Origin of the sequence: Thalassospira sp. HF15 (genome assembly GCF_011806525.1) — a bacterium.
Lineage (GTDB): Bacteria > Pseudomonadota > Alphaproteobacteria > Rhodospirillales > Thalassospiraceae > Thalassospira.
The window spans coordinates 82,561-103,097 of sequence record NZ_JAAVKI010000008.1; the positions used below are offsets into that span (position 1 = coordinate 82,561).

Annotated in this window: 16 protein-coding genes; 10 read left to right on the top strand and 6 right to left on the bottom strand. The window is 53.9% G+C overall.

Going from position 1 to position 20,537, the window contains the following annotated elements; all coding sequences use genetic code 11:
- Window positions 1–224: 224 nt before the first annotated feature.
- Window positions 225–1,901 carry an FMN-binding glutamate synthase family protein gene (locus HED22_RS17235; protein ID WP_167724562.1) on the top strand — a complete coding sequence of 559 codons (1,677 nt, stop codon included), beginning with the start codon at window positions 225–227 and terminating at the stop codon, window positions 1,899–1,901.
- A 63-nt stretch (window positions 1,902–1,964) separates the two neighbouring features.
- Here the strand turns inward: HED22_RS17235 and HED22_RS17240 are convergent, their stop codons facing one another.
- From HED22_RS17240 to HED22_RS17250, 3 genes are all read right to left on the bottom strand, one after another.
- A complete protein-coding gene (locus HED22_RS17240) occupies window positions 1,965–2,222 on the bottom strand; it encodes a YjhX family toxin (RefSeq protein ID WP_167724564.1) in 258 nt (85 codons plus the stop codon).
- A 252-nt stretch (window positions 2,223–2,474) separates the two neighbouring features.
- Window positions 2,475–2,951: a GNAT family N-acetyltransferase gene (locus HED22_RS17245; RefSeq protein WP_167724565.1), complete on the bottom strand. Its 477-nt coding sequence runs from the start codon at window positions 2,949–2,951 to the stop codon at window positions 2,475–2,477.
- A 154-nt stretch (window positions 2,952–3,105) separates the two neighbouring features.
- On the bottom strand, window positions 3,106–4,140 hold the full coding sequence (locus tag HED22_RS17250; protein ID WP_254870242.1) for a sensor domain-containing diguanylate cyclase: 1,035 nt from the start codon (window positions 4,138–4,140) through the stop codon (window positions 3,106–3,108).
- Window positions 4,141–4,390: 250 nt separating this feature from the next.
- On the opposite strand from HED22_RS17250, the gene HED22_RS17255 reads away from it, so the two are divergent.
- Together HED22_RS17255 and HED22_RS17260 are read left to right on the top strand one after the other, a co-directional pair.
- Window positions 4,391–5,098, top strand: coding sequence for a TIGR00266 family protein (locus HED22_RS17255; RefSeq protein WP_167724567.1), 708 nt, complete (start codon window positions 4,391–4,393; stop codon window positions 5,096–5,098).
- 260 nt (window positions 5,099–5,358) lie between these two features.
- Window positions 5,359–6,762 (top strand): FAD-binding oxidoreductase, encoded by a 1,404-nt coding sequence (locus tag HED22_RS17260; RefSeq protein WP_167724569.1) that lies wholly within the window; start codon window positions 5,359–5,361, stop codon window positions 6,760–6,762.
- Window positions 6,763–6,829: 67 nt separating this feature from the next.
- On the opposite strand, the gene HED22_RS17265 is transcribed toward HED22_RS17260, so the two are convergent.
- The 3 genes from HED22_RS17265 to HED22_RS17275 form a co-directional block, all read right to left on the bottom strand.
- The gene (locus tag HED22_RS17265; protein ID WP_167724571.1) at window positions 6,830–7,918 is read right to left on the bottom strand and encodes a lipid A deacylase LpxR family protein; all 1,089 of its coding nucleotides are present in this window, start codon (window positions 7,916–7,918) and stop codon (window positions 6,830–6,832) included.
- 161 nt (window positions 7,919–8,079) lie between these two features.
- Entirely contained in the window at window positions 8,080–8,829 is a 750-nt protein-coding gene (locus tag HED22_RS17270; RefSeq protein WP_368484513.1) for a Crp/Fnr family transcriptional regulator, read from the bottom strand.
- 318 nt (window positions 8,830–9,147) lie between these two features.
- Window positions 9,148–9,984: a DUF2189 domain-containing protein gene (locus HED22_RS17275; RefSeq protein ID WP_167724574.1), complete on the bottom strand. Its 837-nt coding sequence runs from the start codon at window positions 9,982–9,984 to the stop codon at window positions 9,148–9,150.
- Window positions 9,985–10,448: 464 nt separating this feature from the next.
- On the opposite strand from HED22_RS17275, the gene HED22_RS17280 reads away from it, so the two are divergent.
- The 7 genes from HED22_RS17280 to queG all read left to right on the top strand — a co-directional run bounded on the left by HED22_RS17280 (window position 10,449) and on the right by queG (window position 20,537).
- A complete protein-coding gene (locus tag HED22_RS17280) occupies window positions 10,449–13,985 on the top strand; it encodes an AsmA family protein (protein ID WP_167724576.1) in 3,537 nt (1,178 codons plus the stop codon).
- A 171-nt stretch (window positions 13,986–14,156) separates the two neighbouring features.
- Window positions 14,157–15,683: an inorganic phosphate transporter gene (locus tag HED22_RS17285; RefSeq protein ID WP_167724578.1), complete on the top strand. Its 1,527-nt coding sequence runs from the start codon at window positions 14,157–14,159 to the stop codon at window positions 15,681–15,683.
- Window positions 15,684–15,914: 231 nt separating this feature from the next.
- Window positions 15,915–16,460 (top strand): VUT family protein, encoded by a 546-nt coding sequence (locus HED22_RS17290; RefSeq protein ID WP_167724580.1) that lies wholly within the window; start codon window positions 15,915–15,917, stop codon window positions 16,458–16,460.
- A 129-nt stretch (window positions 16,461–16,589) separates the two neighbouring features.
- The gene (gene queA / locus HED22_RS17295) at window positions 16,590–17,642 is read left to right on the top strand and encodes a tRNA preQ1(34) S-adenosylmethionine ribosyltransferase-isomerase QueA (RefSeq protein ID WP_167724582.1); all 1,053 of its coding nucleotides are present in this window, start codon (window positions 16,590–16,592) and stop codon (window positions 17,640–17,642) included.
- A 6-nt stretch (window positions 17,643–17,648) separates the two neighbouring features.
- The gene (gene tgt, locus HED22_RS17300) at window positions 17,649–18,791 is read left to right on the top strand and encodes a tRNA guanosine(34) transglycosylase Tgt (RefSeq protein WP_167724584.1); all 1,143 of its coding nucleotides are present in this window, start codon (window positions 17,649–17,651) and stop codon (window positions 18,789–18,791) included.
- A gap of 3 nt (window positions 18,792–18,794) precedes the next feature.
- Window positions 18,795–19,262: a preQ(1) synthase gene (gene queF / locus HED22_RS17305; protein WP_167724586.1), complete on the top strand. Its 468-nt coding sequence runs from the start codon at window positions 18,795–18,797 to the stop codon at window positions 19,260–19,262.
- Between the two features lie 120 nt (window positions 19,263–19,382).
- Window positions 19,383–20,537, top strand: a complete 1,155-nt coding sequence (gene queG, locus HED22_RS17310; protein ID WP_167724588.1) for a tRNA epoxyqueuosine(34) reductase QueG — start codon at window positions 19,383–19,385, stop codon at window positions 20,535–20,537.

Sequence of the window (20,537 nt, forward strand, 5' to 3'; positions counted from 1 at the left end):
GCTCCCTGTTGCAAGGCGGCTTTTTCTTGATGTTGCCACGATCATCCCCAAATGCACTTATCAAAGGGGTTTCTTTCAATATCAAAGACATTGCCATTGAGGCCCGTGCCCAAATCAGGGATGATCAAGGCATTGTTGCTATCAAGACCGGGGTGTTGTTGCCTGCCCGTAGGTGATCGTCCGGGATTAGTAAAGTCGGTCTGAACAGACAGAATGAGAGCACCGTGAAATTCTTCATATTGAATCAGCGCTATTTCGTGATCACCAGTGTTTTTGTCCTGGCACTCGCATCGATGATTGCGGCGCTGTCGGTTGACAGTTGGTTCTGGGTTCCGGCGACGCTTTTCGGGGCGCTTATGCTGGTTGGTTTTCATGACCTTTATCAGAACAAGCACTCCATCCTGCGCAACTACCCGATCAGTGCGCATATCCGCTTTATCCTTGAAAGCTTCCGTCCTGAAATCCGCCAATACCTGCTTGAAAGCGATCAGGATGAAATCCCGTTCAGCCGTCAGGAACGCGGGCTTGTTTATCAGCGCGCCAAAGGTGCCGAAGACAAACGCCCGTTCGGCACGATCGCCGAAGTCTATAAATCCGGCTATTCCTGGCTTACCCATTCGGTGGCACCCAAGCACATAACAGACACCAATTTCCGGGTGCGCGTCGGTGGCCCGCACTGCAAGCAGCCCTATGATTGCAGCCTTTATAATATCTCGGCCATGAGTTTTGGCGCCCTGTCAGGCAATGCGATCCTGGCGCTGAACAAGGGGGCCAAGAAGGGCGGCTTTGCCCATGATACCGGCGAAGGCAGTATTTCACGCTATCACCGTGAAGGTGGGGGCGACCTGATCTATCAGGTGGCGTCGGGCTATTTCGGGGCGCGCAACGAAGACGGTACGTTTTCCGAGGAAAAATTTGCCAAAACCGCGGCCGAAACGCAGGTCAAAATGATCGAGGTCAAGCTGAGCCAGGGGGCGAAACCCGGCCATGGCGGGATGCTGCCTGCTGCGAAAATAACCCCTGAAATTGCCGAGGCGCGCGGCATCCCGATGGGGCAGGATTGCGTTTCGCCTGCGGCACACAGTGCCTTTTCAACCCCGATTGGCCTGATGGAATTCATCGGTCGGTTGCGTGATCTTTCGGGCGGCAAGCCGGTTGGGTTCAAACTTTGTATTGGCCACCGTCGCGAATTCATGTCGATCATCAAGGCGATGCTCAAAACCGGCATTACCCCGGATTTCATCGTTGTTGATGGCAAGGAAGGCGGCACCGGTGCGGCCCCGGTCGAGTTCGCCAATCATGTCGGCATGCCGATGCAGGAAGGCCTGACCTTTGTTCATAATGCCCTGCGCGGGGCGGGTATCCGCGATCAGATCAAGATCGGGGCAGCAGGCAAAATCGTCTCGGCCTTTGATATCGCCCGTACACTGGCCCTTGGTGCCGATTGGGTGAATGCCGCGCGTGGTTTCATGTTTGCTCTTGGCTGCATTCAGGCCCAAAGCTGTCATACTAACTGCTGCCCGGTCGGGATCGCGACACAGGATAAAATCCGCCAGCGCGCCCTTCATCCCGGTGACAAAAGCGAACGTGTTGCCCGCTTCCACAAAAACACCATGCATGCTCTGGCTGAAATCACCGGCGCTGCCGGTTTGACCGACCCGCGTAAATTCATGCCCTATCACTTCATGGTGCGCCAGAAAGACAACGAATTCATCGATGGCAACGAAGCGTATCCCTACCTGCCCGAAGGCTTCCTGATCTCAGGCGAAGAGATCGACGAACTTCATGACTGGCATTCGCGCTGGGAACGTGCGTCACCGGAAACCTTCGATCCCAAGGAAATCCCGTTCGGGCCCTATAAACGGGCAAAGGCCATTGCGGGAGAAAAAGCTGCGCAATAGCGAGAGACAAAAACTCGGATAAACAACACAAAGCCCGGCTGCAAAAGCAGCCGGGCTTTGCTGTTAGCGTTGACACAGTTCTGCGCGGACCGCCAGCAATCCTTCCCGGGTAATGCGATAGGGTGCACCCCCTTGTGAGCGGATAAAACGGCGTTTGCGCAGTTTCTTGAAGACATCAAGGGTACAAGCGGTCAGAAACCAGCCGTCGCGTGTAATGCAATCTGCTTCAAGAACATGGTTTTTGTCGTCCTTAATCACTTTGATCAGGCCGCCTTGCGCGAGTGCATGCAACACGCGCTGTTCATTTTTTGAAATATTCATCGGTCAAAGTCCGAAAACCAGCAAGTAGAGAGGTTTCCGATCGGGACAGGCACAACAGTACCGGTCACGCACACCCGATTAGTGGTCGGGCAGGCGGTCCAATCTGCTGATCAGCGGTCTGGAAGTCGGGCCGGTCCAACAAATTGGAACAGGCTCTTGGCTGTCAAACCGCGATCAGCGGCTGTGCCGGGACTCTGACATAAAATCTCCGAGTAAGGTTCGGACGCAAATTTGTCCGATTGCGCGCATTTGTCAAGCCGCGCGCTGCATTTCGATCATTGGTATTTTATGGTCATTGACCGGGCCGGTAACCATGAAACCGAATTTGCGGTAAAACGCCTTGGCGCGTTCATTGGTGACCGGTACGGTCAGGCGCACATTGCCGCGTACCCCGCTTTCAGCCAAGGCATCAAGGGCGGCAATCATAAGCGCCTTGCCGACACCGCCGCCTTGGGCAGACGGATCAACCACGATCCAGCAGATTTCGGGCGCATCGTGGATGGCGACAACATAGCCCAACGCAACATCATCACGTGTCGCGATATAGACAGAGTGATTGTCAGACGGAACACCTGCCAAAAACGCATCAATCGCCGTTTCGATCAAGTTATGCGCATAGGCTTTCGTTGTCTCATCAACGTTCTCGGCAAGACAACCGACCTCAATTGTGCGCTCCGAAATCGCACGCACATCAGGAAGGTCGTCTGTGGTACCTTTGCGTATCTGCATGAGACAAACTCTAAGTCATTGTTCTTTTGGGTCAGACCCTTTGACTTGAGTTTCACCCAAAAAGAATACCGGGAGGTTAATGCCACGCAGCCGCCAAAGGCCGGAGTGGCGTTTTTAATAACCTGGTGTGACTTGGTTTGGGATTGGCAGGCCGTTATTTGCGCCGGATTTTCTTGTCGCGATACATCTCAAGATCCGCCACTGCCATCATGTCTTCAAGGCTTTTATCAAGCGGCTCGAAGAAGACCGATGCCCCGGAACTGATTTGTGGTGTTTCGTGGATTGGCGATTTTGAATTCGGCACGGTCAGCTTGACGTGATCAAGGGCGTTGCGCACCCGGGTGACGATTGTTGTCAGATCACCGCGATTGCGCACATAACCCAGAACGGCAAATTCATCCCCGCCGATGCGTCCGCAAATATCGACTTCACGGATGCTCTCGGTGATCGCCTTGCCAACTGCGCGCAGGGCGGCATCCCCGGCAGCATGACCGTAATTGTCATTCCAGTGTTTCATGTCATCAAGATCGATAAAGATAATCCCGATATTGTGATGATACCGTTTGGCAATGCGGATTTTCTGGTGCGCCAGCATTTCAAACCCGGCACGATTGTTCATGCCGGTCAGGGGGTCTGTCATCGACAGGTTGCGCATGACTTCGTACTGCTCGTACAGGCGCAAGTCGCCTTCGATCAGATCGCGAAAGACCTCCATCAATTCTTGCAGGGTGTTTTCATATTGCGTGGCTTTGGTGTCAAAAACGCAAAGTGTTCCGAAAACATCGCCGTTTGGCCATAACAGCGGCACACCGAAATAGGAAACAAACCCCGCTTCGGTCAGTTCGGTATTATCGGCCCATTCGGCTTTGCCGGTGGCATCGGCTTCATAGAAGGCGTGCTTTGTTTCGACCACGCGACGGCAATAGATGTTGCAGTCCAAAGGCTGCGGCTTTTTGGAAACCTTGGGAAATGGGTTTTCGGGGTTCCGGCTTGTCAGGGCCTCACGAAAACCGATTTTTCCGTTATATTCGACGACATAACCGGCTCTGGCACCAAGAAGCTGTGTCATCAGGTCGACAACACGCTGCCATTTCTCAAGCGACGCCTTCATGGCATCGTCCTGACTGATCCAGTCAACTTTCCTAAGCAAGACCATCGCAAGTGCCTTTGTCCGAAGCCGATCAGTCAACCTGACCGTCCAAATATACATTATAGCATAGTACTATTAGGACTATCGGAAACGTCTTAACAAAATGCTTTCACTTCAACATCTTGATTGGATGCCTTTAATCTTTTGTATAGTCGTGAGAGATTATACCGCTTCGGTCGATTTCAAGTGCGATTGTCGTGTTTTTGCCCCTTTTTCTTGCGAATGAATTCCACAGGTTCCAAACTTGCTCGATAAACCCGATTAATTCAGAAAAACAGGAGACGCCCGGATGGCAGACGTGATCGATTATACAATCCATGGCGAAGAGATGCAGTTGGTTGAAGTCGAACTCGACCCGGGCGAGGGAGTTCGGGCCGAGGCCGGAGCCATGATGTATATGGGCGATGGCATTGCCATGCAGACAGGAACCGGCGGCGGCCTGTTTTCCGGGTTCAAGCGCATGCTGACTGGCGAGGGGTTCTTTATCACAAGCTTCGTCCATGAAGGGTCGGGCAAGGGGCATGTTGCCTTTGCCGCGCCCTATCCGGGCAAGGTGGTGCCGCTTGATCTGACCGAACATGGTGGCGAGATCATCTGTCAGAAGGATGCGTTTCTGTGCGCAGCTGCGGGCATTGATATCGACATCGCCTTTTCCAAAAAACTCGGTGCCGGACTGTTTGGTGGCGAAGGCTTTATCCTGCAACGTCTGAGCGGTGATGGCATGGCCTTCATGCATGCCGGGGGCACGATCATTCGCAAGGACCTTCAGCCGGGCCAAACTCTGCGCGTGGATACCGGTGCGCTGGTGGCCATGACGCCATCCGTTGACTATTCGATCAAGTTTGTTGGTGGTTTCACCAATGCGCTGTTTGGCGGTGAAGGGCTTTTTGTTACCACCCTCGAAGGGCCGGGGACTGTGTGGCTGCAAAGCCTGCCATTCTCGCGTCTGGCCGATCGGATTGCGGCTGCCCTGCCGCAGGATCGCAACAAGGGCTAGAACTGACCCCAATACCGTTTTGTGGTGTTCAAGGTGGCGGGGGTATCGCCAAAATCAGGCGCTATGCGATATTCCCGCATCCTTTGCAGATCCCCACAGCGACAATTTTTTGCAATTCGTGGGCAAAAGGTAATACCAATTCCGGGCATCACGGCGTAGGGTGTCTGCCAAATTTCTGTCCGGTGCTGTCTTCCCCCACAGTTCAAGGCCGCAGCCGGACGACCGCCATCAGGACCACACAGGCCGAAAGAGTAAACATCATGTCAGTTCGTCAGTATGAACGTATCGAAACCCCGGAAAGTCTGATCAGCGCCTTGCGCGAGATACTTGGTGATCGCCTTTCAACGGCCGCATCCGTGCTTGAACAGCATGGCAAGGATGAAAGCTGGCACGAGTCATCCCCGCCCGATGCGGTGGTGTTTGCGCATTCGACCGAGGAAGTGGCTGAGGTGGTAAAGCTGTGTGCAGCTCATGATGTACCGATTGTGCCGTTTGGCACCGGATCGTCGCTTGAGGGCCATGTCGCGGCACTTCGCGGTGGGATTTGCATCGACGTGTCGCAAATGAACCAGATCCTTGAGGTCAATAACGAGGATCTTGATTGCCGCGTTCAGGCCGGTGTGACCCGCGAACAACTAAATGACCATTTGCGCGATACCGGTTTGTTCTTCCCGATTGATCCGGGTGCGAATGCCTCCATCGGCGGCATGACCGCGACCCGTGCATCCGGGACCAATGCAGTGCGCTATGGCACCATGCGTGAAAACGTGTTGAGCCTGACCGTCGTCACCCCGGATGGTAAAATCATCAAGACCGCCAACCGTGCGCGGAAATCATCGGCGGGCTATGACCTGACCCGGCTGTTTGTTGGCTCCGAAGGCACGCTTGGTGTGATTACGGAAATCGGTTTGAAGCTTTATGGTATCCCAGAGGCAATGTCGGCGGCTGTTTGTTCTTTCCCGACAGTCGAAGACGCGGTTAATACCGTCATCCTGACCATTCAGGCCGGTATTCCTGTGGCGCGTATTGAATTCCTTGATCCGTTACAGGTGCGCGCGGTCAACAACTACTCCAAGCTGGACCACAAAGAAGCGCCGACCCTGTTCTTTGAATTCCACGGTACTGAAGCCGGTGTGAAGGAACAGGCAGAGTTCGTGCAATCGGTCGCCGAGGAATTTGGTGCGGAGGAATTCCAGTGGGCCACCCGCCAGGAAGACCGCAACAAGCTTTGGGCTGCACGTCACAAGGCCTATTATGCGTCCTTGCAGCTTGAACCGGGGAAGGCTGGCATGCCGACTGATGTTTGTGTACCGATTTCAAAACTGGCCGAGGCGATTTCTGAAACGCGCGCCGATTGCGATGCCAGCCCGTTGACCTGCACGATCATTGGCCATGTCGGCGATGGTAACTTCCATACCCTGATCCTGCTGGATCCCGAAGATCCGGCCCAGATGGAAGAGGCCAACCGTCTGCACAAGCGGATGGTCGAACGCGCACTTAAACTGGGTGGTACCTGCACGGGTGAGCATGGCATTGGCTATGGCAAGCTTGATTTCATGGTGACCGAGCATGGCGAAGACACCATTGCGATGATGCGCGCGATCAAAAATGCAATTGATCCCAAAGGTCTGATGAATCCGGGCAAGCTGATCCCCGGTCTTTGAAATCATCAGACTAATAGGGTTATCTAATTGAAAACGGGGCATTCTGCCCCGTTTTTTTGTTTGCAGATCAGAACCGGAAGGAAAGCGATAGCGACCCGAATTGATCTGCCCCGCTTTGGGCAGTGAATTCCGGCGTGCGATAGACATGGGTGTAGGTCAGACGGGCCTGATCAATGATCACCGCCAGACCAATCTGCAGATCGCCCACCCATGGTTCCTTGTCGACTGAGGCGCTGTTGGCGAACGTACTGCCATCAAGGGTAATGTCGCGCGCTACATATCGCCCTGCGAAGCCCGCAAAGACATAACCGCTCAGCGGGAAGCCATCCGTATCGGGCACAAAGAAATCTGATCCCGGCAGGCTGGGCCGAATGCGCGGAGGGCCGTAATCGGCCGGCAGGTCAAAGCCCATCCGGAACATTGTGCCCAATTCCGCATTGGTAAAGGCATTGCCCAGCGTCAGCGCGCCGTGCGGGGTGGCGTCAAATTCGACACCCAAAAGATCAGCTTCGAACCAGCCACGATATTTCCGTTCATAGGTCAGGCCAATGATCGGTTCATTCTTGATCTGGTTATCCCAGCCTTCGGGGTGGGGGCTGTTGATCTGCTTATGGACGAATGACTGCGTTTCATCGGCAAGGGATGCCGGGCCAACCACGCCAAGGGTCAGTTCCAGGGTATCAATGCGCGAATAGTTGCTGTCCGATCCCTTTTGCTTAAGGCCGGTATCAGACAAAAGCCCGGCAGTGCCATAGAGCATCCCGGCCCACGGACGGTCGTCCGGCTGGTTCGTAGCTACTGTTATGTCGTCGGGCGTGTACATTGTCTGGCCCAGGGAATAACTGGTGCGAATACGGCCCTCTGACGCAAAGAACGGGACTTTCTTGGCAACGTTCAGAAAACTTGCCGGGGCGTTATCTTCTGGTGAGATAAAGGCAAGGCGCACACCATTCGTGTAGTGCTGATCGCTGTTTGTCGGTGTGAACAGATCGTTCTCGACCGACAATGATACACCCCACTTGTCGTCTGGTGTGCGGGTAGACTGCGGGCCATCTGCCGTATTGGTTTGCGCGTTTGCGACTTCGACTGTTCCAAGCAATGTTATCATTGCAAACAATGTGGTTTTGGTCGAAATGACAGTTTTTGGCTTGGGCATCTAAGCTTTTCTCAATAAATCCGCCGTTTTGTCGGGCTCTTAGTGCAACTTCAATTCTGATTTAGCCCAATTTATGGCGTAGTGTTACACAGTTAATTCTGATTTGCATAATTACCATATACGCGCAATGTCGTGGATTGTTTCCATGTGTCGCAATAGATTTATGAAAAATGCGGCTTTGACTTCATGATCGGGCCGCTCTGGTCCAGGTATGCAGTCTGAAACTCGGCCAGTTCGACCAGTTTGTCGAAGTTATCAAACCGAACTCTCTTCTTTTGAAATGTCAGCAGTTTACGTTCGCGTAACTCGCGTAGAACCCGATTGACATGGATCGCGCTAAGGCCGAGTGCATCGGCCAACAAATACTGCGATAACGGGCAAGGATAACCTTCCTCGGATCCGACGCCGATCAGTCGAAGTCTGGCACCAAGCTCCAGCAGGAAATGAGCTGTTCGCGCAATTGCAGAGCGTCGGCCGATATTGATGAGATGTTCAACAATCATGGCTTCATCGCGCGATGCGGCCCAAAGAACCGCAGTTGCCAGTCTGGGTGATTTGTTGAAGGCCTCAAACATTTTTCTGGATGAAACTTCGGCGACTGTAACGGCGGTGATTGCTTCGAAACTATGGTCAGAGGTGCGCAAAAGCAGGCTGCGAAGGCCAAGAAAATCACCCGGAATCTGAAAGTCTATGATCTGCCGAGTGCCGTCGGGCAAAACTTTGTAAGATGATACCCATCCATTCAGAAGGATAAAGGCATTGTGATGACTTTGTCCCTCGTGGACGATTTCATGACCGGTTTCAAGTTCGATCATTTTTTCAGGTAACGCACGCAATGCTGCCCACTCGCTGTCATCAAGATCAATGTAGCAGCGTAGTTTGTTAATTACGGATTCTATTGAATATGCCACCTATTTGGATTTCACAATTTATGTTTGTTTTTAACATCATATGTAATTAATCAATTTAAAATAACCATATCCCATTTTTGTGGTTTTTATATATATCGATAATAAATTTATTCAGCATTATGAAATAACGTAACTCTGAATTTGCAAATAATTTGAAGATGGAATCTTAAATATCCGGGGATATTGAAACGCAATTTGCCGATTCATTTTCTGTTATTTACAAATTAAGGGCGGGGTTCTGCATTTGCGAAACCCCGCCCATCTTCTTCTTACTTCTTGCGACTTGGTCGCTTTGTCTTTGATCAGAGTCCGGAATGATCAGGGTACTTGACGGCGCAGTCTTGCGACATCTGCCTGACTTTCATCAATGATGCCGCGATAGGCATGCCAGCTGGCAAAGCCCAGAAGCGGCATTGTGACGGCAAGTCCGAACAGGAACAAAACCATACCGCAAGCCGAAAGGATGGCGATCACTGCTGCCCAGCCAATCAGGACCTTCCAGTTTTTCCGAAAGGCGGAAACACTGATGATGACCGCAGTAATCACGTCAACATCGCGATCCACCAGAAGCGGGATTGAAATCACCGAGACGGCAAAAGCAATCACGGCAAGCACACCACCGATAAGACCACCGGTAATCAGGAAGGTAATCGCATCGCGCGAGAAGAAGGTTTCCCAGACCAGAACATCAAGCGACGGCATGGTTCCGTTGTAAAACAGGGCAAACAGCAACATTGCAATGCGCGTCCAGGCCAAAAAGAACAGCATCAAAAGCACGCCGATGGCACCAATCTGCCCTGGATTGCGGCGAAACCCGTTCAGGCTATGCCAAAGGGTGACGTTTTCGCCCATTTCAAGACGGCGACTGGTCTCATAAAGGCCAACGGCCACCAGTGGCGCAAGCAACATGAAGCCGGCAGCAAGTGGCAGGGTCAAATAGGGTTGCCCGGATTGGAAAATGCTGAGCACGATGAGCCAGCCGGCAACGGTGCAAAGCGCGCCATAGGTCAGGCCGATAGCAGGTGTTCGTTTGAAATCACGCCATCCGGCTTGCAGCCAGGCGCCAGATTGGTCGGTGGTAATGCTACGTACAGCGATTCCGCGCTGACCGGGGTCGACCGCTTTTTCAGGCGTTTCGATTGTTGTATCGGTCATTTTATCCTCCCTGTCGCGATTGCGTACAACGATCATTTGGTCAGAATGAAAGTCAGGATTGAATTCTTTTTCTGTTTTATAAAATGTATCATTTCAAAGGCTGTTTTCCACCATCTAATTGATTTTAAACTACGTATTTCGCCATTTGGTAAATTCGCAAACGGCGTTAATGGTTTTCTTTCCGTGGATTCCGGGTGTGTTTTTAACGTTTCAAAACAATGCAATATCAACGTGATGCTTGATCCCGTGGCTGTGTTGGCACACATGAAGATGGTGCGAACGGAACATAGGGTGTGATCGCAGCGTTGCTGATGGATCAAGCTTGCCCGAAATAAGCTACAATCTTTGGCCATTTTCTGTTGCGAGAGCCAGCACGAGCCTTATGCTTTCGGACATAAAATCAAACCTTTGAAAGACGCTGTCAGATTTGGCTGGCGATCTTGCGATTTAGCGGAGCCCGACTGTTGAAAAAAATACTTGCCGCATTTGGTGCAATTCTCGTGGTTCTTGTTGCCGCGTTGCTGATCATTCCATCCCTGATTGATTGGAATGGCTACAAGGCACAGATCAGTCAGGCTGTCCGCGATGCGACCGGCCGCGAGCTTGATCTTGCGGGTGATCTTTCAATGTCGCTGATCCCGTCGCCTTCCCTGACGGCAACGGATGTCAGTCTGGGCAACGTGGCGGGCGCGCAAGATGCCGATATGGTCGAAATTGGCGAGGTTCGGGTTTCCGTTGCCCTGATGCCGCTCCTGACCGGTAATGTGCAGGTTACCGAAGTCAGCCTGATCAATCCGGTGATTTCGATCGAGACCTTTGAAGACGGCACCAACAATCTGGTGTTTGATCCCAATCAGGCCGCACGGTCCGGCCCCGATGCAGGCTTGATTACCACGCCGGGTGAAGCAGATAGCGCATCAACCCCGCCAGCAGCTTCAGCCGATAGTTCTGAGAGTGATTTCGCCAGCACCATTCAGGTTGACCGGCTTGAAATTGAAAATGCGACGATCATCTACCGCGCGCCCGGTTCCGAAGAACGGATCGAGGGCCTGACCCTTGGTGTGTCGGCGCAAACCCTGAACGGTCCGATTGAGGGTGAAGGTTATGTCTTCTATCGTGGTATTCCGCTGACATTTGCATTGAATGTTGGGCAAATCAGCCAGACCGCTCCGTTCCCCGTCAGTGTCAAGCTGGGCATTGATGAGGTTGATGGTGGATTTACCGTCGCCGGGCGTGTCGATCTTTCAACCGAAAACCCCGGTTTTGATGGTGAAATTGACGGCAATTTCGATGATCTGCGCGAAGCAGCCCTTCGGATTGCCGGTGACAATGCAGATATCCCTGATATCGCGGCCAAGCCGTTTGATCTTGGCGGGCACATTACAGCCAATGCCAAATCGGTCACGCTGAATGATTTGTCGATCCGCTTTGGTGAAACCCGTGGTTCGGGCGCGATTGCCATTGATCAGGAACCAAGCCTGAGCGCAGATGTTGCGCTGCGCTTCAATCAGCTTGATCTTGATAGCATTCTGGTACTGGCCGATATGGGGGATGCTGCATCGCCCGCAGCCAACGGTGACGAGGCGACGTCCACAGCGTCAAGCGATGGTGCCGATGGTGCGCAGTCAATTCCTTCACAAAGCTCTGTCAAGAAATCCGGTGCCTCCAATGCACCGGCCATTCCTGCAGATCTGACCGCCTCGATCGATTTTGAAGTCGAAACCCTGATCTATAATCAGACACCGGTTCATAATGCGCGGATCAATGCGGCAATCGCCAACAGCAAAGTCACGCTGAACGAAGTTTCCGCCGGGTTGCCGGGTGGAACGGACGTGGCCGTCTTTGGCAGCATTTCCGGTGAAACACCGAAACCAAGTGCTGAGCTGAGTTATGAAGTCGCCTCGGAAAACATCCGTGCGGTCATTCGTTGGCTGGGGGTGGATATCGATGGCGTTCGTGCAGATCGATTGCGTCGGTTCTCGCTGACCGGGGGCATCAAAGGCACCTCCGAGCAGCTCAATATTTCCGATCTTGATATGCGGGTTGACGACACCGCCATTCGTGGCGCGGTTGTTGCCAATCTTAGCGGATCGGGCCTGCCAGCGTTGGGCATTGGTCTGAAACTGGACCGGATCAACCTTGATCAGTATGTCGCAGCAACACCGGATGCCGAAGTTTCGGTCTCGACGACGTCTGATGCTGATGAAACTGCTTCATCAGGCAATGCAGGCACTGCGTCATCTGGATCGGCCGCTAAGACCGATATGGTTAAGGTTATCAAGGATGCCTTGGCCCCGCTTGAAGGACTGGCGGCAAATTATCGTCTGGCAGCAGATGAGATCATCTCATCTGGTGTTTCGGTACGTGGTATTGCAATTGATGGCAGCATCAGCGGCCCGAACATCACACTGACCAATTTTGCAATTGCTGATGCTGCGGGTCTTTCGGCCAGTGCAAAGGGTGTCTTCAACGGTTCTGGCAGTGTGCCGGCATTCGATGGATTTTCCCTGCGGGTGACAGCCAAAACGCTTGAGCCGCTGGCCAAGCTTACGGGCATAACGCTGCCGGCACCGGCCAGCAGTTACAAAAGTGTGCAGGCCAATCTTGGCCTGAATGGCCCGGTCACGGGACCGACGATTGCGGTTGATGTATCCAACCCGCAGATTCAACTGGCCCTTGACGGTGTTGTTTCGGAAATGCTTGGCGCCAATCCGGGCCTTGATGGCAAACTTGCGGTGCAGGCATCAAGTCTTAACCGCGCACTGGCGCTTCTGGCCCCTGATTACACGCCGTCTGGTAACCTCGGGCGACTGGCTGTTTCGGGCAACGTGAATGGTAATGCGCAAAACGTTGCAATTGACGGCTTGAAGCTGATTGTCGGGGCGTTCGAAACCGCCGGAACAGTGAAGTTCAATGGAGCACAGGCGCAGCCGAAGGTGTCTGTTGCCCTTTCTGGTGGCAAGCTTGTGGTTGATCCGTTCCTGCCGGCAGCAGAACGGGCAAGTCTGATGCCCGGTATTGGCAGTGGCCCGCGCAAGGCGGCGTTTAATTTGCCGAAAACCATGAATGTCACCCGTGTTGATACCCGCGATGGCACGCCGTGGGACGATAATGTGATTGATGTTTCGGCCCTGCGTTCAATCGATGCTGATGTCGCCATCGCCTTGGATCAGCTTGATTTTGATACCTACAGCCTGATCAATCCCGACCTGAAGGCAAATCTGGTTAATGGCCTTTTGACCATTCCGTCCTTTACCGGGCTTCTGGGGCAGGGCGACCTTGCCGTCAACGGAACCTTTGATGCGCGTAACAGCGATGTGCCGCAATTGGCACTTGCTGGCAGCCTTGATGGCGCACGGATTGAAAGCCTGTCTCCGATCCGGGTGGCCAATGACACCATCCTTGGTGGTGCGGGCCTGACATTTGATGTGAAGGCCAATGGCAACACATCGCGTCGTCTGGTGTCCGCCCTGAACGGCACGGCCAATCTTGTGTTGAATGATGTGCGCTTTAGCAATGCCGACAAGCGTTCAACGGATCCGCGCCTGAATATCGAAGCCTTGCTGCGTCAGGGCCCACAGGCAATGGTGGTTGAAGGGGTTGGTAATAACGATCTGTTGCAGTCGCTTGAAGCCGATATGACAATCACCAACGGGATTGCCAAAACCACCCGTGTGGCGGCTGTTTCACGGGTTGGGACTGCTGATGCGGATGCAACCCTTGATCTGCCGCGTTGGGTCATGGATACGCAGGCAGACTTTGATTTCTCCGAAAAGATCGAAGAACTGCCGCCGTTTAGCGTCTATGCCAAAGGCAAAATTGATGATCCGGCCATTACCGGACGCATGGACAAGGTTGCTGTCAGGGTTCTTGATAACATCCTCGACAAGGCCCTTGGTGGTGACGGATCGAGTGATGGTTCATCCGGTTCTGGCGGTGGTTCCGCCGAAGATGCGGCGAAAGGCCTGCTAAAAGGTTTGCTCAATCAGTTCGGTCGCTAAGGCGTTTAACCGATGTGATTTTGATAAAACGGCCCTGCTTTGCGGGGCCGTTTTTGTTTCAGTTCAATAAGTTGATGTTGGATTGTCATAAAACAGCAAAAAAACCTTAACAAAGAGGTCCGGCTTCGACATGATCCGCCCGTCGATTCCCTTTGATGGTAACGGTTGATTATGTCGGTAAAGAAAACTGCTCTGGATAAGGATCTCAGGTGGCAAAAGCGCATGGATGCGGGGCTGGGTGAAACAGCGTCGATCAGTGCAAAGCTTGGTCTTGCCCTTGTCTTCCTGCTTGCCTGTAGTGCGTTTGTCGCCTTCCACATGGGCGGTTTACCGCAAAGTGGCTTTCTGATCGCCGCTGCCGTTATCGGCGGCTACATGGCGCTCAACATTGGCGCCAACGATGTTGCCAACAATGTTGGCCCGGCGGTTGGCTCCAAGGCGTTGACCATGGTAGGTGCGCTTTTGATCGCCGCCATCTTCGAAGCGGCTGGTGCGATCATTGCTGGTGGCGATGTTGTCGGCACGATCAAGAACGGTATTATTGATCCGACCCAGATGCCTGATGCACAGACTTTTGTCTGGGCCATGATGGCTGCCCTTTTGGCGGCGGCCTTGTGGCTGAACTTGGCGACCTGGCTTGGGGCTCCGGTTTCAACCACCCACTCCATCGTTGGTGGTGTAATGGGCGCGGGCATGGCTGCTGTTGGCATTGGCGCTGTGAATTGGCCGACCATGGGCAAGATTGCCGCAAGTTGGGTGATTTCCCCGGTTCTGGGGGGCTTAATCGCTGCTGCGTTTCTGGCCTTTATCAAATTCCGCATCCTTTATACCGAAGACCGCGTCACGGCTGCACGTAGATGGGTTCCGATCCTTGTTGGCGTGATGGTTTCGGCATTTTCGATGTACCTGATGATGAAGGGTGTGAAAAAAGTCTGGAAGGCCGACACCACGGTTGTCATCGCAATTGGGATCGCGGCGTTCTTCTTGACGGTGATCCCGGTACGCAAGGCCGTCTTCCGGGCATCGGCAAGCATGAGCGGTCGTCGCAAGGAGATTGCATCGCTGTTTCGTATTCCGCTTGTGGTTTCAGCAGCTCTTCTGTCCTTTGCGCATGGCTCAAACGACGTTGCCAATGCAATTGGCCCACTGGCAGCCATTGTTTCCGGCGTTGATAGCGGTGAAATTGTCACCTCGGCCCCGATCCCGATCTGGGTGATGGTGATTGGCGCGATCGGTATCTCTGCCGGTCTGATCCTGTTTGGTCCAAAACTGATCAAGACGGTTGGTTCGAAAATTACCAAGCTTGATCCGATCCGCGCCTATACTGTCGCCTTGTCCGCCGCACTTACGGTGATTGTCGCATCTGCGCTGGGGCTTCCGGTCAGTTCGACCCACATTGCGGTTGGTGCTGTATTCGGGGTTGGCTTCCTGCGCGAAAGCCTTTCGCATCGTCGTCGCAAGATCGCACCGCCGATGCTGGTCGACCGTGCTGAAAGCGCGCAGGCAGACGATCATATCGAGGCGCTACGTCAGATTGACCCGAATGAGGCCGAAAAGGCCGAGAAAAAATTCCGCAAACGCCTTCTGGTACGTCGTCGCTATGCCGTGACGATTGCAACCGCATGGGTGGTGACGGTTCCGGCCGGTGCCTTCCTTGGGGCTTTGCTGTTCTTCACCATTCGCGGCATCATGCTGTAATCGCAAAAGAATATAGTTTCGCGGCACGGCGCCCCATTTTCCCCGGGGCGGCTTGCAGCGATCTGCAGCGGCGATCAGGTTTTCCTGATCGCCGTTTTTCCTTGACCAGCCTTTGGTCTGCGCGTAAACAGCCGCACCAAAGTTACACAGAATCCGTTCGTGATCGTCGCCCAGTTCGGTGGGCCGCGAGATTTGTTATGCGTGGGTTCACTTGCTTAGAAGGGCTAAAACATGAAAGCGATCATTTTCGGTGTCTTCGCCATGGCGGTGACCGTTGTCGCATCGAACATTCTGGTCGAATATCCCCTGCCGGGCGTTCTGGCTGACTGGCTGACTTATGGCGCCTTTACTTATCCGGTCGCTTTCCTCGTAACCGACCTGACCAACCGCGCACGCGGCGCCGCAGCGGCACGGGTTGTGGTGCTGGCCGGTTTTGCACTGGCAGTGGTTCTTTCGCTGATCTTTGCTGATACGCGCATTGCGATTGCATCGGGTTCGGCATTCCTGATTGCCCAGATGCTTGATGTCACCGTGTTTGACAAACTGCGCCGTGCAAGCTGGTGGAAAGCACCACTGGTGTCCTCTGGTATCGGGTCGGCGGTTGATACTGCGCTTTTCTTCTCAATCGCGTTCGCCGGCACAGGTCTTCCTTGGGATACTTGGGCGATGGGTGATTTTGCCGCCAAGATGATCATGGCCCTGACTTGCTTGGCACCCTTCCGTCTTTTGATGACTGTGGTTACACCGCGTACCAATACGGAACCGGCCCGAGGCTAATGTCGGCCGGTACAGGGTTGCAGGGGAAAGGCGATCAGATATGCCATCCCCGACCTTGTGGTTTGTTCTGAAGGGGCGCATAAGACGCCCCTTCATTTGTTTGTTCATTGAACGGAATTGTCCTGATCCATGAAAGTCGATCTGTTCGATTTTGAGTTGCCGCGCGACCGCATTGCCGAACATCCGGCAAATCCGCGCGATGCCGCCCGTATGCTTGATCTGTCAGGTTCCGGCACAGTTGACCGTATCGTGCGCGAATTGCCTGATGTTTTGCGCCCCGGTGATTTGCTGATTTCCAATGATACGCGCGTGATCCCGGCCCGCCTGTTTGGCAAACGCGGGGAAGCCAAGGTTGAAGTCACCCTGCACAAGCAGGAAGGTCTTGGCACCTGGGTGGCATTTGCCAAACCGGCCAAAAAGCTGCGCATTGGGGAAATCTTCAAGGTCAACGATACCTTCGAAGCCGAGGTTCTTGATAAGAAGGATGGCGGCGAGGTTACCCTGCGCTTTAACAAATCGGGTGCAGATCTGATTGCGGCACTCGAAGAATTTGGCGTAATGCCTTTGCCGCCCTATATCCGCCGCGAGGCGGGTGGTGATGATCAGGACAAATCAGACTATCAGACGATCTTTGCGCAAAAGGACGGTGCCGTTGCCGCACCGACGGCCGGGCTTCATTTCACCCCGGAACTTTTGGCCAATCTTGATGCGCGCGGGATCAAGCGCCGCACGATTACCCTGCATGTCGGGGCGGGCACGTTCCTGCCGGTCAAGGTTGATGACACCGATGATCACAAGATGCATGCCGAATGGGGATCGATCAGCAAGGAAATCGCTGATCTGATCAACGAGACGCGCGCCAATGGTGGTCGCGTGATCGCGGTTGGCACCACGTCGCTTCGCCTGCTTGAAAGTGCCGCGCGCGAAGATGGTGTGGTTGAACCGTTCGAGGCAGAAACCGACATCTTTATCACACCGGGCTACAAGTTCCGCGCGGTCGATATGCTGATGACCAACTTCCATCTGCCGCGTTCGACCTTGTTTATGCTGGTATCGGCCTTTGCCGGGTTTGATCGGATGAAGGCGGCCTATAGCCACGCCATCGACAACGAATACCGTTTTTATTCCTATGGCGATTGCAGCCTGCTTGAATGCGCCAACAAAATTGATGCACGGACATAAGAACCGATGACCGAATTTCGCTATGAACTGCTTGCCGAGGATGGCAAGGCCCGTCTGGGGCGCATTCACACCGCACATGGCGTGATCGATACGCCAACCTTTATGCCGGTCGGCACAGCCGCGACCGTTAAGGGCATGTTGCCGGAAAACGTTGCGGACACGGGGGCGCAGATCCTTTTGGGCAATACCTATCACCTGATGCTGCGTCCGGGGGCTGAACGTATCGCGCGTCTGGGTGGCCTGCACAAATTCATGAACTGGGACAAGCCGATCCTGACCGACAGTGGCGGGTATCAGGTGATGTCGCTGGCGAAATTGCGCAAGATCACCGAAGAAGGTGTGACCTTCAAAAGTCATATCGATGGGCGCAAGTTCAACCTGACACCGGAACGCTCGATGGAAATCCAGCATTTGCTGGGCTCGACCATCACCATGGCGTTTGATGAATGCACGCCGTTCCCGGCGACCGAACAGCAGGCGCGCGAAAGCATGCAGATGTCGATGCGCTGGGCAAAGCGGTCCAAGGATGCGTTTGTCGAACGCGAAGGCTATGCGCTTTATGGCATTCAGCAGGGCAGTGTTTTTGAAAACCTGCGTCGTGAAAGCTCGGAAAAGCTGGCTGAACTTGATCTTCCTGGCCATTCGGTTGGCGGACTTGCCGTTGGTGAAGGCCAGCAGATCATGTTTGATACGCTTGATTTCTGTGTCGATATGCTGCCTGCCAACAAGCCGCGCTATTTGATGGGGGTTGGCAAGCCGTCTGATCTTGTCGGTGCAGTGATGCGCGGGATTGACCAGTTTGACTGCGTGCTGCCGACCCGATCAGGGCGCAATGCGCAGGCCTTTACCCATCGTGGCACGCTGAACCTTAAAAACGGCCGCCATCGTGATGATGACCGCCCGCTTGATGATCAGTGTGGTTGCCCGGCCTGCACGAAATATTCGCGCGCCTATCTGCATCATCTGATCAAATCGGGTGAGATGCTTGGGGCGATGCTGCTGACCTGGCATAACCTTGCCTATTATCAGGATCTGATGCGCGACATGCGCGAAGCCATTGCCGAAGGCCGCATGGATGCGTTCGCGCGAGATTTCCATGCTGGACAGGAAGGCGGGGATATCGATCCGGTGCCGATTATCGAGGACTAAGTCATGGCTGATCAAACCATTTACGACAACCTGACCATGCTGGGCGGCGATACCAAACAGCCAGCATCACCAGACGAAGCGGTTCTGGAGCGCGTACCAAACCCGCAGGCCGGAACCGATTACTGTGTGCGGTTCGTCGCGCCGGAATTCACATCCCTCTGCCCGATCACCGGTCAGCCGGATTTTGCCCATCTGGTGATTGATTATGTGCCCGGTGACTGGTTGGTCGAAAGCAAGTCACTGAAGCTTTTCCTGACATCGTTCCGCAATCACGGGTCTTTCCACGAAGATTGCACGATCAAGGTTGGCAAGCGCATAGTCGAAACGCTTGATCCTAAATGGCTGCGCATTGGGGGGTATTGGTATCCACGCGGTGGCATTCCGATTGATGTTTTTTATCAGACCGGCCCGGCACCCGAAGGTGTCTGGATCCCCGAGCAGGGCGTGGCACCCTATCGCGGCCGCGGCTAGAACCTGCGCTTATGAGTTTGTTAAAAAGGCCGCAGCATCATGTTGCGGCCTTTTGCGTTATCATATGAACGCGATATAACGCGCCAAAGAACAAACAGGCCAAATGACTGAGCCGATGCCATGACCACCAAAACGCGCGAAAACATTACGTTTGAGTTGCTTCAGGCCAAAGCCCGCGAAATCGGCTTTGATGTCTGTGGTGTCGCGCGTCCAAAGGTGGATGCTCGCAATCAGGAACGTCTCGATGAATTCGTCGCCGCGGGTGAATACGGGTCGATGGCCTGGATGAATGATCCCGAACGCCTGCCGCGTCGGCGTGATCCGGAAATGCTTTGGCCCGATGTCAGATCAGTGATCGTCCTTGGCAGCAATTATGGTCCTGCCGAAAATCCGATGGCACTGTTGGATCATCCGGATCGGGCGATGATTTCCGTCTATGCCAAGAACAAGGATTATCACGACCTGATCAAGAAGCGCCTGAAGCAACTGGCACGCTGGGTTGTTGAGCAGTCAGGTGGGACAGAACAGGTCAAGGTGTTTGTCGATACTGCCCCGGTGTTGGAAAAGCCGTTAGGGCAGGCATCGGGCATTGGCTGGCAGGGAAAACATACCAACCTTGTCTCGCGCGAATTTGGCAGTTGGCTGTTTCTGGGGGAGATTTTTACGACCCTTGATCTGCCCGAAGCGGAACCCGAGATTGATCATTGCGGGTCCTGTTCAAAATGCCTGTCGGCCTGTCCAACTGATGCCTTTCCTGCCCCCTATAAGCTCGATGCGCGCAAATGCATTTCGTATCTGACGATCGAACATGATGGACCGATCCCGGTCGAATTCCGCAAACCCATGGGCAATCGAATTTATGGCTGTGATGATTGTCTGGCGGTCTGCCCATGGAACAAGTTTGCCACCCGGACGGCAGAGCTTGCCTTTATCCCGCGGGCCGAACTGACCGCGCCAAGATTGGCCGATTTCCTTGATCTGGATGACGAAACGTTTCGCAAGTTCTTCACTGGGTCGCCGATCAAGCGGATTGGTCGGGCAAAGTTCCTGCGCAATGTTTTGATTGCGGCGGGCAATAGCAGCGCACCCCATCTGGTTGGCCGGATTAAACGCCTTCTTGATGATGAAAGTGCGCTGATCCGCGCAAGTGCCGTTTGGGCCCTGTCACAGTTGATGAGCGCAGCAGAATTTACAGACCTAATGAACGCCCGGATGAAAGCCGAGACTGATCCGACGGTTCTGGCTGAATGGGATCAGGCGGCCAGAACCGCCTGA

Coding starts and splice junctions, on each gene's coding strand:
- queA (WP_167724582.1), top strand. CDS start 16,590: ATGAAAGTCGATCTGTTCGATTTTGAGTTGCCGCGCGACCGCATTGCC.
- queG (WP_167724588.1), top strand. CDS start 19,383: ATGACCACCAAAACGCGCGAAAACATTACGTTTGAGTTGCTTCAGGCC.
- HED22_RS17275 (WP_167724574.1), bottom strand. CDS start 9,984: ATGACCGATACAACAATCGAAACGCCTGAAAAAGCGGTCGACCCCGGT.
- HED22_RS17265 (WP_167724571.1), bottom strand. CDS start 7,918: ATGCCCAAGCCAAAAACTGTCATTTCGACCAAAACCACATTGTTTGCA.
- HED22_RS17240 (WP_167724564.1), bottom strand. CDS start 2,222: ATGAATATTTCAAAAAATGAACAGCGCGTGTTGCATGCACTCGCGCAA.
- HED22_RS17285 (WP_167724578.1), top strand. CDS start 14,157: ATGTCGGTAAAGAAAACTGCTCTGGATAAGGATCTCAGGTGGCAAAAG.
- queF (WP_167724586.1), top strand. CDS start 18,795: ATGGCTGATCAAACCATTTACGACAACCTGACCATGCTGGGCGGCGAT.
- HED22_RS17290 (WP_167724580.1), top strand. CDS start 15,915: ATGAAAGCGATCATTTTCGGTGTCTTCGCCATGGCGGTGACCGTTGTC.
- HED22_RS17255 (WP_167724567.1), top strand. CDS start 4,391: ATGGCAGACGTGATCGATTATACAATCCATGGCGAAGAGATGCAGTTG.
- HED22_RS17260 (WP_167724569.1), top strand. CDS start 5,359: ATGTCAGTTCGTCAGTATGAACGTATCGAAACCCCGGAAAGTCTGATC.
- HED22_RS17245 (WP_167724565.1), bottom strand. CDS start 2,951: ATGCAGATACGCAAAGGTACCACAGACGACCTTCCTGATGTGCGTGCG.
- tgt (WP_167724584.1), top strand. CDS start 17,649: ATGACCGAATTTCGCTATGAACTGCTTGCCGAGGATGGCAAGGCCCGT.